Consider the following 16,053-nt stretch of genomic DNA (forward strand, 5'->3'; position numbering starts at 1 on the left):
GAGCCGGTCCCCGTTACCGGGGCGTGCGAAGTCGACCCGGTGACCCGGATCGCCAGAAGAAGTGTACGGGACCCGGGGGGCGTCGGGTGACGCCGCTGTCCACAACCGGCGTCGGGTGACGCCGCTGTCCACAACCGGCGTCGGGTGACGCCGCTGTCCACAACCGCCGGGCGGTCCACAGGTCCGGACCGTGACGGACGGAATGCGGAACGGTTCTCGCATGCACGCGAAACGACTCCTCGGCGGCCTCGCGCCGCTGCTGACGATCATGATCCTGGCGTCCACGGGCTGGGCGGCCCCGCTGCCCCCGCCCCGAGCCCCCGTACCCTCTCCCGGCCCACCGGCGTCACCGGCGTCACCGGCGTCACCGGCGTCACCGGCGTCACCGGCCACAGTCAACCCGGCCGCCCGCGCTGTCCCGGGCGCCCCGGCGGTCCCGGGCGCCCCGGCGGTCCCGGCGGTCCCGGCGGTGGCCCGGGTCTGGCCGGTGGGCTCGCGCCCGCCGGTGGTCCGGGGCTGGGAGCCACCGGCGACGCCGTACGCCCGCGGCCACCGCGGGGTCGATCTGGCGGCGGCGCCGGGCGCCCCGGTACGGGCGGTGGCCGCCGGGAGGGTGTCCTTCGCCGGACCGGTCGGGGGGAGAGGTGTCGTCGCGCTGGAACTCTCGGCCACCGGCGAGCCCCCGCTGCGGACGACGTACGAGCCGGTACGGGCGTCTGTGCGCCAGGGCGACATGGTGGTCGCGGGCCAGGTCGTCGGCACGGTCGAACCCGCGGGCTCGCACTGCGACGGCGGCTGCGTGCACTGGGGACTGCTCAGAGGCGAGACCTACCTGGACCCGCTGTCACTGCTGCCGCCCTGGCTGAGGCGAAGGCTCCCGGCCCGACTCCTACCGGTCCTCGGCGTGCCCCCGCCGTGAGCCGGGCCAGCCGCTCCCGGACCGCGGGCCCCTGCCGTGAGCGGTGCGTCGGCCCCGCCCGTCCGGTCCCTCAGCCGCGGACCCCGCGCAGGGCCATCGCCACCGCCGCATCCGTGATCGCCGTGGGTTCCTCGGCGGCCCCGAGTTCGATGCGCCGCACCGCCGCGTCGACGACGCCCTGCAGGAGCATGGCGGTCAGGCGGGGTTCCGCGTGCCCCAGGTCGGCCAGCGCCTCGCCGATCATCGTCACGAGCGCGCCGTGCGCCGCGCGGATCTTCTCCCGGGCGCCCGCGTCCAGCTCGCTCGCCGAGATCGCCACGACGGCCCGGTGGCGCCGGTCCCCGACCAGCGCGAGCTGCCGGCGCACATAGGCCTCGACCTTGGCCTCCGCCCCGTCGGCCGCGGCCATCGCCGCCTCGACCTCCGCCGTCCACACGGGGAAGTCGACCTCGCACAACTCCTCGACCACGGCGGCCCGCGACCGGAAGTACTCGTACACGGACGAACGCGCGAGACCCGTCCGCTCGGCGAGGGCCGGGAAGGTCAGCGCGTCCGTCCCGCCCTCGGACAGCAGGGTGCGCGCCGCGTCCAGGAGGGCGGCACGCTGCATCGACCGGTGCTCGGCCACGGAGGCCGCTCGAATCCTTGGCACGTCGACCACTTTACGGACGCGCCGCCCCCGACGGGAGCGACGCCGACCGCGTTCGTGTCGTCCGTCCGGGTCAGCGACCGAAGCTCGCCAGTTTCGCGCGCAGCTGGAGCACGGACTTGGTGTGGATCTGGCTGACCCTGCTCTCGGTCACCCCCAGCACGTTCCCGATCTCCGCGAGCGTCAGCCCTTCGTAGTAGTACAGCGTGACGACCGTCTTCTCGCGGTCGGGCAGCGTGTTGATCGCCCGGGCCAGAAACCGCCGCAGCTCCCGGTCCTCGGCCACCTCCACCGGGTTGTCGGCGGCGGTGTCCTCCAGCGTGTCCATGAAGCTGAGGCCGTCGCCGTCCTCACCCCCGACGTGCAGCAGTTCCTCCAGTGCCACCACGTTGGCCAGCGACAACTGGCTGAACACGGCGTGCAGTTCTTCGACCGCGATGCCCAGCTCGGCGGCCACCTCGCACTCGGTGGGCGTCCGCCGCAGCCGCGCCTCCAGCGTGGCGTAGGCCCGCTCCACGTTGCGCGCCTTCTGCCGCACCGACCTCGGGATCCAGTCCAGCGCCCGCAGTTCGTCGATCATCGCGCCCCGGATCCGGGTGATCGCGTACGTCTCGAACTTGATCTCCCGTTCGACGTCGAACTTCTCGATCGCGTCGATCAGTCCGAAGACCCCCGAGGAGACGAAGTCCGCCTGCTCCACATTGGGCGGCAGACCGACGCTCACCCGTCCCGCCACGTACTTCACCAGTGGCGAGTAGTGCAGGATCAGCTGCTCGCGCAGCCGCTCGTCCCCTGTCGCCTTGTACGACCGCCACAGCTCATCGAGCGTCGAGGGAGCGGGCGGCCGCACGCTGCCACCGTCACGGGCGGCTGGGGGGATCGCCGCCCGGTCGGACCCGGAGGTGTGCTGGGGCATTCGTCGCCTTGTGCCGTTCTGCCGTGAAGTGCGTGTGGTCGGTACCGCATGGTGCAGTGGTCCGGTCTGTGCCGGAATTCACGTGAGCGTAGCGTGACTGGGGTGTCGCGGTGAGCGAAGAACGTGCCCGGACCGGTACGCAGATACGTTCCGCTGAGCGCACTCCAGGGGCACGGCGGTCGCTGCGGGTGACGGTCGAGCGGGTCAACTACCTGAATTATCAAGGCTTTCGGCGTTCCCCCGGACGGCCGAACACCTCCGGTCAACATCGGGGCCGACCCCCTCGAACGGAGACCATCGCCTGGCGTGTCAACTTCCAGCCGTCGCCGTGTCGTTCGACGTAGCCGAGAGCTCTGAGTTCGTACAGCCGGGCGATCGCGTCGTCCGGTGTGGTGCCGGCCTCGCGGGCGATCTCGCGCGGCGCGGCGGGCCGCCGGGCGGGGAGGGCGGCCAGGACCCGCCGCGCGTCCGGCTCCAGCAGATCGCGCGGCAGCTCCGGCCCGCGCCGGTCCGGGGCCAGCTCCCCCATGTCGCCGACCAGTTCGACGACCTCCGCGGCGTCGGTGACCAGCACCGCCTCTCCCCGCAGCAGTTCGTGGACCCCGGCGGACAGTCCGCTGGTGGCCGGGCCGGGGACGCCCATGGTGTGCCTGCCCAGCCGTTGCGCCGCCCTCGCGGTGACCAGCGAGCCGCTGCGGTGGGCGGCCTCGACGACGACCGTGCCCCGGGTGAGCGCGGCGATCACCCGGTTGCGCAGGATGAACCGGCTCGGCGTGGGGTGGTCGCCGGGCGGCAACTCCCCCACCACCAGACCCTGTTCCGCGATCCGGCCGATCAACTCCGTGTGGCCGCTCGGGTAGGGCCGGTCGACCCCGCAGGCGAGGACGGCGACGGTGGCGCCGCCCGCGCCGAGGGCGCCCCGGTGGGCCGCGCCGTCGACTCCGTAGGCCCCGCCGGACACGACCACCCACCCTCGTTCGGCGAGGCCGCAGGCCAGGGTGGCGGCCATGTGGGCGCCGTACTCGGTGCAGGCGCGGGCGCCGACCACGGCGACCGACCGCAACGCCCACATGCGCAGGCTGGGCCGCCCTCGCACCCACAGCCCCAGCGGCCGGGCGTCTCCGAGCTCGTCCAGCGTGCCCGGCCACTCGGCGTCGCCGGGACAGACGTAGCGGACCCCGGCTTCCCGCGCGACGGCGAGATCGCGTTCCGGGTCGGCCTGCGCGGCCCTAGCCAGCAGCCCGGCCCAGCGTCGGGCGGTCACCCCGGGCAGCGGCTCCCCGTCACCGCGCAACCGGCGCACCACCTCCGGCACGCCGCGTTCCCGCACCCACTGGCCGCTCACCTCGTCCCCGGGCTCGACGACCCGCCCGAGGAAGATCCGGGCGAGCCGGTCGTCGGCCGGGGCGCCGCCGGCGTTCACGTCAGCGCCCCGAGGGCCATCGGGACTCCGCGCGGCACCCCTGTGCGCAACTGCAGGGCCAGGGCCACGTCCATCGCGTCCGGCCGGTCGTGACCGACGAGGTCGGCGACGGTCCAGGCGACGCGCAGAACACGGTCGAGGCCTCGCGCGGTCAGCACCCCGCGCTCCAGGTTGCGCTCCGCCTCGTCCATGGCCCCGGCAGCGGCGTGCCAGCGGTTGCGCAGCTCACGGCCGGGCACTTCGCTGTTGGTCCGCCACGGGGTGCCCGCCAGCCGGACCGCGGCGCGCTCGCGGGCGGCCCGGACCCGGTCGGCGACGGTCCGGGTGGACTCGCCGCCGGGTCCGCGGTGGGCGAGCTCGGCCCGGCTGACCGGGTCGACCTCGACGCGCAGGTCGACCCGGTCGAGCAGCGGGCCGGACAGCCGTGCCTGGTAGCGGCGGATCGCGGAGGGCGGGCACTCGCACAGGGAGTCGCGCTGCGAGAAACGGCCGCACGGGCACGGGTTGGCGGCGAGCACCATCAGGAACCGAGCCGGGAACCGCACCACGCCCGCGCTGCGCGCGATCACCACATGGCCCGCCTCCAGCGGCTGCCGCAGGGCGTCGAGGGCGTGGCTGCCGAATTCCGGGGTCTCGTCGAGGAAGAGCACCCCGCGGTGGGCCAGTGAGACGGCGCCGGGGCGGGCGACGCCGGGGCCGCCCCCGACCAGCGACTGCATCGTGGCCGAGTGGTGCGGCGCGCAATAGGGGGGCACGTCGATGAGGGGCTTGCCCGGCGGCAGCAGCCCGGCCACCGAGTGCACCGCGGTGACCTCCAGCGACTCCTGCCTGCTCAACCGGGGCAGCACCGCGGGCAGCCGCTCCGCGAGCATGGTCTTGCCCGCGCCCGGGGGCCCCTCCAGGAAGAGGTGGTGTCCGCCGGCCGCGGCCACCTCCACGGCGGTGCGCGCCGAGCGCTGTCCGACCACGTCCGCGAGGTCGTGCTCCTGGTCCTGCTGGGCGGCGCCCATGCTGTGCATGCCGGTGGCCGCGCCGGTGCCGGGCATCCGCAGCCCGGCCAGGAGCGGATCGGGGCGGCCCGCCTCGTCCGGCTCCTCCTCGGGCACCGGCTCGTCCGCGAGGACGGCGATCAGCTGGCGCAGGCTGCGCACGCCGAGCACGGAGACGCCCGGCACCAGCGAGGCCTCGGCGGCGGCGCACTCGGGCACGACCACCTGCTCGTATCCGGCGTCGGCGGCGGCGAGCACCGCGGGGAGGATGCCCCGCACCGGGCGGACCCGTCCGTCCAGGCCCACTTCCCCGATCATCACGATGTCGGCGAGCACCCTGGGGTCGATGCGTTCGGCCGCGCCGAGCACGGCGCAGGCGACGGCGAGATCGAAGCCCGACCCGCCCTTGGGCACGGAGGCCGGGCTGAGGCCCACCGTGAGCTTCTTCTGCGGCCACTCGGCGCCGGAGTTCACCACCGCCGCCCGCACCCGGTCCCGGCTCTCGCTCAGGCTCTTGTCCGGCAGTCCCACCAGCGTGAAGGCGGCCACCCCCGGTTCCAGGTCGGCCTGGACCTCGACGACGACCCCCTCGACGCCGACCAGCGCCACCGAGCACGTACGCGCGAACCCCATCTCAGGCCACCCCCCGCGCGTGCTCGACGACGGGCGCCCCGCGGTGGGGCAGGACCACGCCGACGAGGTCGATGCGGACGCCGCCCGGTGGGGCTCCCCCGTGCGCCTGGATCCATCGCGCGGCGAGAGCGCGCAGCCGTTCGGCCTTCTCCGGCGTCACCGCGGCCATCGGGTGCTGGAATCCGCCGCCCCTGCGGGTCTTCACCTCGCAGACGACCAGAACGTCGCCGTCCCGGGCGACGATGTCGATCTCACCGGTCCTGCCGCAGCGCCAGTTGCGCTCCAGGACCGTCATCCCGGCCTCGGCGAGCCGTCGCGCGGCGAGATCCTCGCCGTACCTGCCGAGTGCTCCCCGGGCCAGGTCCGTGTTCGTGCTCATGTGGGCACCACCTCCGGCACCCACGCTCACGCATCCGCCGCCTAGGAAAGGATCTTGGTGGACGATCCGGCGGCTGTGGAAAACTCCGCCACCCACATGGGCGACGCAAGGGGAGACCGCGCAGGACTCAGCTGCTCGGGAGCTCCAGATCGCTCTTGTTCAGCTCCTCGATGTTCACGTCCTTGAACGTGAGCACCCGCACCTGCTTCACGAACCGGGCCGGCCGGTACATGTCCCACACCCAGGCGTCCGCCATCGACACCTCGAAGAACACCTCGCCCTGGACCGAGTGCACCTGCATCTCGTAGTCATTGGTGAGGTAGAAACGCCGCTCGGTCTCGATCACGTATTTGAACAGACCGACGACATCGCGGTACTCCCGGTAGAGCTTCAGCTCCATCTCGGTCTCGTACTTCTCGAGGTCCTCGGCGCTCATGGCATGTTCCCCTTCAGCCGTGCGATCTCCCCATTGTGCGCCAGTCCCGTGCGCCCCTAGACGATTTCCGTGTCTAGGGTCACCGGTCCGGCCGGGAGACCTTCGTCGAGCAGCGTGCTCAGCAGCTCGGCGAGTCTGGTCGGATACACCGTCTCATGTGCCTGGGTCAGTTCCCGACACGTCCACCAACGCGATCCGGCGACACTGCGCCGCTCCAGCTCGGTCAGGGCCGTCGCCCGGATCACCGTCTGCGTCGTACGGGCCAGGTAGTACCACTCGTCCTGGTCCCAGCGCCGGCCCGCGAAGGGGAACGAGCACACCCGCCGCCACAGCACCGGGCCCAGCTCGACCTCGGTGATGCCGGTCTCCTCGGCGAGTTCCCGCAGGGCGGCCTCCTCACGGGTCTCGTCGCCCTCCACGCCGCCGCCGGGCGTGAACCACCAGTCGTCGGCGGGGTCGTCCGGCTCGTGGCCGTGCAGCAGCAGGATGCGGTCCCGGGGGTCGAGGAGGACGACGCGGGCGACCTTGCGCAGCCCGCCTCCGTGGGAGTCGACGCCCGTCCCCGTCGGCTCGTCCGCCGTCTCAGCGGGCACCGGCGGGCTCCGGCCGGGCCCGGCGGCCCGACGTCCGCTTGGCGATCGGGCCGTAGGCCCCGCCGCCGAGGACCAGCACCGCTCCGCCGACGATCAGCCAGCCGATCGTGCCCAGCGGGCCCGGCTGGGAGAGGCCGCCGAGCGTCTCGAAGCCCGTGGGCCGCTTCAGCATGCCGTTCATGGGCCAGACGACGGCGTCGACGCGGGCCTTGACGGCGCTGCGCGCGACCGTGCCCTGGGCGGCGTCGGTGAGGTGGGCGGTGGAGTCCAGGGAGCCCTCCCGCTCGTCGCCGAGCAGGAACAGCCGGCCGTCCGGGACCTTCACGGTCGGGATGTTCTTGTTCTCGGCCAGGCTGCCCGCGGGGAGATACGGTTCTTCGATCTGCTTGCCGTTGACGGTCAGCTTGCCGTCGGTGCAGCAGGAGACCGTGTCGCCGCCGACCGCGACCACCCGTTTGACCACGGGCGCGTTGCTCACCCAGGTCTTATCGGTGAAGACGACGACGTCCCCGCGCCGCACCTCACCGCCGTCGACCCGCTCGGCCAGCACCCGGTCGCCGGCGGCGATCGTCGGGCTCATGGAGCTGGTGGGCACGGTGTACGGCCGGTAGACCAGGGCTCCCCAGCCGAAACCGCCGAGGAACAGCACGAGGCCCAGTGCGACGGCCAGACCGGACAGGCGTTGTCCGGTCCGGCTGCCCACCGGGCCACTGCTGGTGCCGCCGCCGCTGTGCGGGGCCGTACGCGTAGTGCTCTCGCCACCCATGGATCCGCACCCTACCCGGCGGTACCGAACCGGGTCAGCCCTTCGCCCCCGGAGTTCCCCGGCCTCGGTCACAAGCTTGGGAAAGGGTTTGCACGGCGGAGAGGGAGAGGTCAGCGGGTGTCGGCGTCCCCGACCCGCCGGCGACGCCACAGGACGACCGGCACGGCGCCCACCAGGGCGAGGCCTCCCGGAGCGACCGTCAGCGCCGCGGAGGCCGCGGACTGGTCGTTCAGGCCGGTCTGGTCGAAGGTGTCCGGCACCGGCAGCGTGCCCCAGTGACTGATCGGCCAGGCCTTGACGATGGCGCGTCCGACGACCTGGTCGACGGGGACCATGCCGTGGTTCTTGTCCGACTGGTTGTAGCGCGAGTCGCGCGAGTTCTGCCGGTGGTCGCCCATGACCCAGACGAAGCCCTTGGGGACCTTCACGGTGAACTGGCCGCCCTGGTCGTCCTGGCTGCACGGGGTGTTGCCGGGGTAGACGTAGGGCTCGTTCAGCGCCTTGCCGTTGACCGTGAGCGGGCCGGTGCCCTTGCAGGAGACGGTGTCACCACCGACGCCGATGACCCGCTTGATCAGGTCCTTCTCCTCCGCGGACGGCATCAGGCCGATCCAGCTGAGGACGGTCTGGAAGGCGTTCGGTTCGGCCGTGTTCTCGCCTGCCAGCCAGTCGTCGGGGTCGTGGAAGACGACGACCTCGCCACGCTCGGGCTCGGAGCCGAACCACGGGGTCAGTTTGTCCACGAGGACCCGGTCGCCGATCTTCAGGGTGTTCTCCATCGACGCCGACGGGATGGAGAAGGCCTGCACCAGGAACGTCTTGATCAACAGCGCCAGGACGAGCGCGATGCCGATCAGGATCGGCAGCTCCTTCCAGAAGGAGCGGGGCTTCTTCGCCTTCGGCGCCGGACCGCCCGAACCCTCGCCGCCGGTCCCGGGCGGCTCGCTCGACGGCGGGCCGTCGCCGCCCGCCGCAGGGTCACTCCCGGAGGTCACGCCGTCGTCCGGCGCCCGGTCGGCGGCTTCCACGGGGTGCCCGCGGTGATCCTCGCCGTCGTGCCCGGACCGTGCGCCAACCGCCACATCCCCCACGCCAACTCCTCACTCTGTGCCGCTGCCTGCCCCATGTACGACGCAGGCCCACCACTCCCATAACGAGCGGGAGTTCCGCAGGGCTCGGGAGTTGTCGAATCGATCCGTTCGGATCGCCGGGAGCAACACTATGCGACAGCCGGGCGGACGCGGTCGCCCCGGCGGCCGAGCCGGTCACGGAGGAGAAAGTTTGCGGTTCCTTGAGGCGCACCCAGTGGCCCAGCGGCCAGGCGATGACCATGGCCCGGCCCACCACCTCGTCCTCCGAGACGGTGCCGCCGTAGTCGGTGTTCTGGTGGAAGCGGGAGTCGGCCGAATTGGCCCGGTGATCGCCCATCACCCACAGCCGGCCCGGGGGGACGGTGATGTCGAACGGGGTGCTGGAGGGCGCGTTGCCGGGATACAGATACGGCCCCTCCTCCAGCGGAGCGCCGTTGACGGTCACCCGCCCCTGGGTGTCGCAGCACACCACCCGGTCGCCACCCACCCCGACGACGCGCTTGATGAGGTCCTTCTCGTTGTCGGACGGCAGCAGGCCGATGAAGGTGAGCCCCTCCTTGACCTGCTTGACGACGACCGGGTCCTTCTTCTTCGCGGTGGTCTGCTCGTCGTTGAGCCAGCCGCCCGGGTCCTTGAACACGACGACGTCCCCGCGCTCGGGCTTGGAGCCGAACCACGGGGTGAACTTGTCGACCAGGACGCGGTCGCCGATCTGGATCGTCTGCTCCATGGAGCCGGACGGGATCACGAAGGCCTGGACGAGGAACGTCTTCAGGACGAGGGCGATCAGAACGGCGACGCCGACCAGCAGGGGAATCTCCCGGACGGCCGACCGCCTGCGCTTGCGCTTGACCTTGCGCTGCAGTTTGCGCCGCTCCGCGCGCGAGCGCCCGCCGCTCGGAACGGCGGTCCGCCGCGAGCCCGTGGGCAGCAGGTTGTCCGCCGGTGACGCGGGTACGCCGCGCGGTCTGCCGCGGTTACCCATGGGCGCCCTCCGCGCCGGGCACACGCGCGTAGGCGCTCGGGCGGGACAGCCGGGTCAGGTGCGCGAAGGGCCAGACGATCCAGTCGGCGCGGCCGATCACGTCGTCGACGGGGATCATGCCGCCGCCCGGTGAGCCGAGGTGGTCCCGCGAGTCGCTGGAGCGGCCGCGATGGTCGCCGAGGACGAAGAGGGTGCCGTCGGGCACGACCACGTCGAAGCCGACCGTGGACGGGCTGTCGCCGGGATACAGGAACGTCGACTCGTCGACCGACCGGCCGTTCACCTGGATCCTCCCCTCCTTGTCGCAGCAGACCACTCGGTCTCCCCCTACCCCCACGACGCGCTTGACGTAGTCGGAGTTCCCGAAGTAGCCGGTGCCGTCGAACACGACGACGTCGCCGCGCCGCGGCTCGGCACCGAAACGGTACGCCAACTTATTTACGAGAACGCGGTCGCCGATCCTCAATCCGTTTTCCATGGATCCGCTGGGAATCTGGAACGGTTGTGCCACGAAAGCGTTGAGGACCAGCAAAAACACCAGGCAGATCAGCAAAGTGAGACTGACCCGGCCGCCAGGCAGCCACCCGGAGATCCGCCCCGCGAACGCGAAACGCGACCGCCCCTCCGGTCCCTCCGGGCCCGGGGTCTCCTGGGAGACGTCCTCGGGTGCGGAAGGGCGGGAGGAGCGGTCGCGCTCCGTCGGCTGAGCTTCGGTGTCCATCGGGGCCAGATGCTATCCGGCCCCTCTGTGAACTCCGGAAGGCGCTCAGTTGTCGCGCTTCTCCTTGATCTTCGCGGCCTTGCCGCGGAGCTCACGGAGGTAGTAGAGCTTGGCGCGACGCACGTCGCCGCGGGTCACGAGCTCGATCTTCTCGACGATCGGGGTGTGCACCGGGAAGGTGCGCTCCACGCCGACGGAGAAGGAGACCTTGCGGACCGTGAAGGTCTCGCGGACACCGGCGCCCTGACGGCGGATGACGACGCCCTTGAACTGCTGCACACGGGAGCGGTTGCCCTCGATGACGCGGACGTGGACGTTGACGGTGTCACCCGGGCGGAAGGCCGGGACGTCGCTGCGCAGCGACGCGGCGTCGACGGAGTCGAGCAGGTGAGACATTTCGTCTGCTTTCTTCGCTGATGCCACAGGTCATCAACGGAACTAGATGTTCGAGGATTGAGTGCCGTGTGCCCGTCGAGGCGGGCGTCGTGTCCCCCTGCGGCAGGGGCGCACACCGGACGGCGCACAACAGCGGCCTATTCTTCCACGCCCTCGGTCCTGCGCCAAAATCGACCGTAGGGCTCACCCTCGGGGTCGGGCGCCCAGCCGAGGATGGAGAGCATCTCGCGGTCCTTCTTGTCGAAGGCCTTCGGCGCGCAGCGCTCTATCAGGTCGGGCCGGTTGGCGGTCGTGCGGCGCAGTGCCTCGTCGCGTCGCCAGCGGGCGATCCTGCCGTGGTGTCCGCTGAGCAGCACCTCCGGGATCTCCCGGCCTCGCCACGCGGGCGGCTTCGTGTACACGGGGCCTTCCAGGAGGTTGGCCATGGCGCCGGGGGCGAAGGAGTCGTCCCGGTGGGACTCGGCGTTGCCGAGCACGCCGGGCAGCAGACGGGCCACCGCCTCGGTGACGACCAGCACGGCGGCCTCCCCGCCGGCCAGCACGTAGTCGCCGATGGAGACCTCGTAGACGGGGACCCGGGCGGCGTACTCGTCGACGACGCGCCGGTCGATGCCCTCGTAGCGGGCGGGCGTGAAGATCAGCCAGGGCCGCTCGGAGAGTTCGACGGCCAGTTCCTGCGTGAAGGGGCGCCCGCTCGGCGTCGGCACGACGATCGCCGGGGAGTGCGCGCCCGTCTCGTAGCCGTCGGCGAGGACGGTGTCGAGGGCGTCGCCCCAGGGGTCGGTCTTCATGACCATGCCCGGACCGCCGCCGTAGGGGGTGTCGTCGACCGTGTTGTGCCGGTCGTAGGTCCACTCCCGCAGATCGTGCACGCGCACGTCCAGCCGGCCACGCGCGCGTGCCTTGCCGACGAGGGAGACGTTCAGCGGGTCGAGGTACTCGGGGAAGATCGTGACGACGTCGAGGCGCATCAGGACTCGTCCCCGGCCGAGTCGCGGGCGGAGGCGATCTCGGCGCGGTCGTCGATCAGACCGGGCGGCGGGTCGATGACCGCCCGCTGCTCCTCCAGGTCGATCTCGGTGACGATCGACTCGACGAACGGGATCATCACCTCGCTGCCGTCGGGCCGCTCGACGATGAAGAGGTCCTGGGAGGGGAGGTGGGAGATCTCGGTGATCCGGCCGATCTCCTCGCCGTCCTTGGTGACCACGTCCAGGTCCATCAGCTGGTGGTCGTAGTACTCGTCCTCCTCCTCGGGCAGCTCCTCGGGATCGACCTCGGCGATCAGGAGCGTGTTGCGCAGGGCTTCGGCGGCATTGCGGTCGCGCACTCCCTCGAAGCGCAGGAGGAGACGGCCGCTGTGCACCCGGCCGGTCTCGATGGTCAGCGGGCCGGTCGAGGCCGGGTCCGTGGACAGGACGGCGCCGGGCGCGAGCCGCAGCTCCGGCTCGTCGGTGCGTACCTCGACGGTGACCTCGCCCTTGATGCCGTGGGCGCGGCCGATCCGTCCGACTACGAGCTGCACTTCTCAAGATCTCCTGTCGTGCCTGTCATGCCTGCCGTGCCTGTCATGCCCTGTCGTGACCCTTCACGCCTGGTCACGAGTACGTCATGCCCGGGGTCACGAGTGCCGGAACGACTACGGGCCGGGGACGGCCCAGTGGCCCTCCCCGGCCCGAGCCGGTGCTGCGAAACGCGTCAGCGGACGTGATCCACGTCGACGAGGTCGACGCGGACGCCCCGGCCGCCGATGGCGCCCACGACGGTGCGCAGAGCGCGTGCGGTGCGGCCGTTGCGGCCGATCACCTTGCCGAGGTCGTCCGGGTGGACCCGGACCTCGAGCACGCGCCCGCGGCGCAGGTCACGCGAGGCGACCTGCACATCGTCGGGGTTGTCGACGATGCCCTTCACGAGGTGCTCAAGCGCCTCTTCGAGCATGCTGCTCAGGCCTCGGTCGACTCGGAGGACTCGGCGGCAGCCTCGTCCTTCTTCTCGGCCTTCTTCTTCTGGGTGATCGCCTCACCCTTGCCCGAGTCGTCGCCGCCGAGGGCCTCGAACGACGGGCGAGCCTTCTTCGGCTCGGCGACGAGCAGCGGCGCCGGGGCGGGCTCGCCCTTGAACTTCTGCCAGTCGCCGGTCTTCTTCAGGATGGCGAGCACGGGCTCGGTCGGCTGCGCGCCGACACTCAGCCAGTACGCCACACGGTCGGCGTCCACCTCGATGATCGAGGGGTGGTACGTCGGCTGGTACTTGCCGATCTCCTCGATCGCACGGCCGTCACGACGGGTACGGGAGTCGGCGATGACGATGCGGTAGTGAGGCGAACGGATCTTGCCCAGACGCTTCAGCTTGATCTTGACTGCCACTGGAGTGGGTTCTCCTGGTTTTGACGTGATTGGGCACGGCGAAGTTGCCGCGTGGGGTTGCGGTACCCGAGTGCCCGATGGACGCGTCAGCCGGAGGAGAGAGGGGTCCTGTGCGACTGTCGAGTACAGCTAGCCATTGTGCCACACCCCGCGGGTCGCCTCGGGCCGAGGGGGCCTGGCCGCCGGGGCACACCCCATCGGCGCCCGGCGTCACGGACGCTCTTCGGGTGCGCGGCCGGAGCCGGTGCCGTATGCCCCGGCCGCACGCACCCCTGCCTTCCCGTCGTCGACCGGCAGCCACGAGATGCCGGTGCAGGACCGTCCGGAGTTACGCCGCCCCGGCGATCTCCGGGATCCGGAACGGTTTGCCGCAGCCCCCGCACACGATCGGCGCCTGGGCCAGGACCGAGGGCACGACCCGCACGTTGCGCCCGCAGTCGCAGACGGCCTTGACCCGGACGCCTCCGCCCGAGGAGCCGTGCCGGGCCGCCGGACCGCGGAAGGTGCGGGCGGTGTCGGCGGAGGTGGCCGCCGTGTGGGCCTTGAGGGCCCGCTGGAGGCGCTCGATGGTGGGCCGGTAGCGACGCTTCGCCTCCGGGTTGAGCGTCACCAGGGAGAACCCGCTGCTGGGGTGGGGCTCCTCGGGGTGGTCCAGCCCCAGTTCCTCGGCGATCGCGAGGAATCTGCGGTTGTGGTAGCGGCCGGCACGGGAGGTGTCGCGGACGCCGCGGGCGGCGGCGATGCCATGGACTGCCTCATGGAGCAGTCGCTCGAAGGAGAGCTCGTGACCGCAGGCGGACGACGACTCCCCGATCAGGGACTCTGGCGCGGCGAGATCCGGCAGTTCGGGGTGGTACCGCTGAATGTCGGCCCACGCCTCTGCCAGCTCTGCGGCGAGAACTGGTGGTGTCTGTGTCGTGCTCACGTAATGACAACGAGCGGGGGTGCCCCTGTGTTCCTATTCCGGGGCATCCCAAATAATTTGCACGTACCCGTCAGTTGGCACTGATGCGTCCGGACGAGGGCGGGTGCGCTGATCTGCGGAGAAGCCTCACAGCTCATACCAAGCTGGTGCGTAGTCCTCGCTACGACCCGGCGCGTAGACCAGGTCCGCGCGCCGGGGTGCGGATGTCCCGCCGGGGCGCAAGAGGCGTTTCGGTCGCTCTCGCCCACGGAAGGCGCTGCTTCAGTAAGCGCGTGCGACGACCGCGACGTTACCGGGAGCGTCCCCGGCGTCCGGCACCGACCCGTCCTCGGCGACCAGACACCGTACGGTCAGCGACCGCTCGGCCAGTGCGGCCTCCCCCTCCTCGCCGAGGACCGCCCACGGGATGCGCGCCCAGCCCCCGGCGAGGGCCGCCTCGGCCGCCTCCTCGATCGTGGACACGTCCGTCGTGCGGGACTCGCGGCGCTCACGGGACTGGCTCAGGAGCAGCGCCTGGTCCTCCTCCAGGACGTCGGGCACCAGGCCCACCAGCCGGTCGATCGGCACCGCTTCCTTGCGCCCGGCGATCCGGCGGACCAGCACCGCCGTGCCGCCGTCCAGGTCACGGGGCCCGATCTCGATCCGGACGGGCACGCCCTTGAGCTCCCAGTCGACGGCGCGCCGCCCGAAGGGGACGTCGGTGCGGTCGTCCACGTGGACGCGGACGCCCGCCGCCTTCAGCCGCTCGCCCAGCTCGTGGACCTCGGCCAGAACCGCCTCGTCGTCCTTGATCGCCAGGACGACGGCCTGCACCTGCGCCAGCCGCGGCGGCACCCGCAGCCCGTCGTCGTCGCCGTGGGTCATCACCAGCGCGCCGATCATGCGGGTCGTCGAGCCCCAGGAGGTCTGCCAGACCAGTTCCTGAGTGCCGTCCTTCGACAGGTAGCGGGTGCCGAAAGCCTTGGCGAAGTTCTGGCCCAGCTCATGGCTGGTGACCATCTGCAGGGCCTTGCCGTCGCCCATCATGCTTTCCAGGGTGAGCGTGTTGACGGCGCCCGCGAAGCGTTCGCGGACCGTCTTGCGGCCGGCGACCGAGTCGATCGCGAGGACGTTCTCCAGGAAGTCGCCGTAGACCTCGCGATGGATGCGGGCGGCGAAGTCGCGGGCCTCCTCGCAGGTGGCGTGCGCGGTGTGGCCCTCCTGCCAGAGGAACTCCGACGTACGCAGGAAGAGTCGGGGCCGCAGTTCCCAACGGACCACGTTGGCCCACTGGTTGATCAGCAGCGGCAGGTCGCGGTAACTCTGCACCCACTTGGAGAAGTACTCGTTGACGATGGTCTCGGAGGTGGGCCGCACCACCGCCGGTTCCTCCAGTTCCTTGCCGCCGCCGTGCGTGACCACGGCCAGCTCCGGCGCGAAACCCTCGACATGGTCCGCCTCGCGCGTCAGGTACGACTGCGGGATCAACAGGGGGAAGTACGCGTTCTGGGCGCCGGTCTCCTTGATGCGGGCGTCCATCTCCGACTGCATCCGCTCCCAGAGACCGTAGCCGTACGGTCGGATCACCATCGTGCCGCGCACCGGGCCGTTGTCGGCCAGTTCCGCCTTGTTGATCACATCCTGGTACCACCGGGGGAAGTCGTCCGCCCGCGGGGTGAGAACGGGTGCCTTGGCCATGGCGCGATGGTACGGCTCCGAGTTGCGGGAATGTGAATTCTCGCCACAGGCACATGCCGTCCCCAACCAGGACACCGCAACCCCTGGACGCGGCCGCAGACGGGGAGTTACCTGGCATACGGGAGCGGTGCGAGGGCACTGCACGGGGGCCCACCTGAGCGAGTCGAGCGGCAGACTCCCGGCGGATTG

19 protein-coding genes are annotated in these 16,053 nt (G+C 71.6%); 1 reads left to right on the forward strand and 18 read right to left on the reverse strand.

What is annotated here, in order from left to right; all coding sequences use genetic code 11:
• Positions 1-220 precede the first annotated feature (220 nt).
• Entirely contained in the window at positions 221-919 is a 699-nt protein-coding gene (locus BG482_RS35135; RefSeq protein ID WP_256096579.1) for a murein hydrolase activator EnvC, read from the forward strand.
• 70 nt (positions 920-989) lie between these two features.
• Here the strand turns inward: BG482_RS35135 and BG482_RS35140 are convergent, their stop codons facing one another.
• From BG482_RS35140 to proS, 18 genes are all read right to left on the reverse strand, one after another.
• On the reverse strand, positions 990-1,547 hold the full coding sequence (locus BG482_RS35140) for a TetR/AcrR family transcriptional regulator (protein WP_069773274.1): 558 nt from the start codon (positions 1,545-1,547) through the stop codon (positions 990-992).
• A gap of 94 nt (positions 1,548-1,641) precedes the next feature.
• Positions 1,642-2,484 carry an RNA polymerase sigma factor WhiG gene (gene whiG, locus BG482_RS35145; RefSeq protein ID WP_069773275.1) on the reverse strand — a complete coding sequence of 281 codons (843 nt, stop codon included), beginning with the start codon at positions 2,482-2,484 and terminating at the stop codon, positions 1,642-1,644.
• Between the two features lie 262 nt (positions 2,485-2,746).
• Positions 2,747-3,907 (reverse strand): DNA-processing protein DprA, encoded by a 1,161-nt coding sequence (gene dprA / locus BG482_RS35150; protein ID WP_069773276.1) that lies wholly within the window; start codon positions 3,905-3,907, stop codon positions 2,747-2,749.
• Positions 3,904-5,529, reverse strand: coding sequence for a YifB family Mg chelatase-like AAA ATPase (locus tag BG482_RS35155; RefSeq protein WP_069773277.1), 1,626 nt, complete (start codon positions 5,527-5,529; stop codon positions 3,904-3,906). The genes dprA and BG482_RS35155 overlap by 4 nt, the downstream gene beginning before the upstream one ends.
• Before the next feature lies 1 nt (position 5,530).
• On the reverse strand, positions 5,531-5,908 hold the full coding sequence (locus BG482_RS35160) for a YraN family protein (RefSeq protein WP_069773278.1): 378 nt from the start codon (positions 5,906-5,908) through the stop codon (positions 5,531-5,533).
• A gap of 127 nt (positions 5,909-6,035) precedes the next feature.
• The gene (locus BG482_RS35165) at positions 6,036-6,344 is read right to left on the reverse strand and encodes a DUF2469 domain-containing protein (protein WP_055510545.1); all 309 of its coding nucleotides are present in this window, start codon (positions 6,342-6,344) and stop codon (positions 6,036-6,038) included.
• Positions 6,345-6,400: 56 nt separating this feature from the next.
• Positions 6,401-6,937, reverse strand: a complete 537-nt coding sequence (locus tag BG482_RS35170) for an NUDIX hydrolase (RefSeq protein ID WP_069773279.1) — start codon at positions 6,935-6,937, stop codon at positions 6,401-6,403.
• Entirely contained in the window at positions 6,927-7,703 is a 777-nt protein-coding gene (lepB, locus tag BG482_RS35175) for a signal peptidase I (protein ID WP_069773280.1), read from the reverse strand. Before lepB (BG482_RS35175) ends, BG482_RS35170 begins: the two co-directional genes overlap by 11 nt.
• A gap of 110 nt (positions 7,704-7,813) precedes the next feature.
• Entirely contained in the window at positions 7,814-8,794 is a 981-nt protein-coding gene (gene lepB, locus BG482_RS35180) for a signal peptidase I (protein ID WP_079142541.1), read from the reverse strand.
• Entirely contained in the window at positions 8,682-9,779 is a 1,098-nt protein-coding gene (gene lepB, locus BG482_RS35185) for a signal peptidase I (RefSeq protein ID WP_069773282.1), read from the reverse strand. Before lepB (BG482_RS35185) ends, lepB (BG482_RS35180) begins: the two co-directional genes overlap by 113 nt.
• On the reverse strand, positions 9,772-10,500 hold the full coding sequence (gene lepB, locus BG482_RS35190; protein WP_069773283.1) for a signal peptidase I: 729 nt from the start codon (positions 10,498-10,500) through the stop codon (positions 9,772-9,774). Before lepB (BG482_RS35190) ends, lepB (BG482_RS35185) begins: the two co-directional genes overlap by 8 nt.
• A gap of 45 nt (positions 10,501-10,545) precedes the next feature.
• A complete protein-coding gene (gene rplS / locus BG482_RS35195; RefSeq protein WP_020128707.1) occupies positions 10,546-10,896 on the reverse strand; it encodes a 50S ribosomal protein L19 in 351 nt (116 codons plus the stop codon).
• A gap of 137 nt (positions 10,897-11,033) precedes the next feature.
• Complete coding sequence (trmD, locus tag BG482_RS35200; RefSeq protein ID WP_069773284.1) at positions 11,034-11,867, reverse strand: tRNA (guanosine(37)-N1)-methyltransferase TrmD; 834 nt, start codon at positions 11,865-11,867, stop codon at positions 11,034-11,036.
• Complete coding sequence (gene rimM / locus BG482_RS35205) at positions 11,867-12,421, reverse strand: ribosome maturation factor RimM (RefSeq protein ID WP_069773285.1); 555 nt, start codon at positions 12,419-12,421, stop codon at positions 11,867-11,869. The genes trmD and rimM overlap by 1 nt, the downstream gene beginning before the upstream one ends.
• Before the next feature lie 173 nt (positions 12,422-12,594).
• Positions 12,595-12,834, reverse strand: coding sequence for an RNA-binding protein (locus BG482_RS35210; RefSeq protein ID WP_005479813.1), 240 nt, complete (start codon positions 12,832-12,834; stop codon positions 12,595-12,597).
• A gap of 5 nt (positions 12,835-12,839) precedes the next feature.
• Positions 12,840-13,262: a 30S ribosomal protein S16 gene (gene rpsP, locus BG482_RS35215; protein ID WP_069773286.1), complete on the reverse strand. Its 423-nt coding sequence runs from the start codon at positions 13,260-13,262 to the stop codon at positions 12,840-12,842.
• 328 nt (positions 13,263-13,590) lie between these two features.
• On the reverse strand, positions 13,591-14,187 hold the full coding sequence (locus BG482_RS35220; RefSeq protein WP_069773287.1) for a hypothetical protein: 597 nt from the start codon (positions 14,185-14,187) through the stop codon (positions 13,591-13,593).
• A 261-nt stretch (positions 14,188-14,448) separates the two neighbouring features.
• A complete protein-coding gene (gene proS, locus BG482_RS35225) occupies positions 14,449-15,864 on the reverse strand; it encodes a proline--tRNA ligase (protein ID WP_069773288.1) in 1,416 nt (471 codons plus the stop codon).
• Positions 15,865-16,053: the final 189 nt, after the last annotated feature.

The organism is Streptomyces sp. LUP30 (assembly GCF_001746365.1).
Lineage (GTDB): Bacteria > Actinomycetota > Actinomycetes > Streptomycetales > Streptomycetaceae > Streptomyces.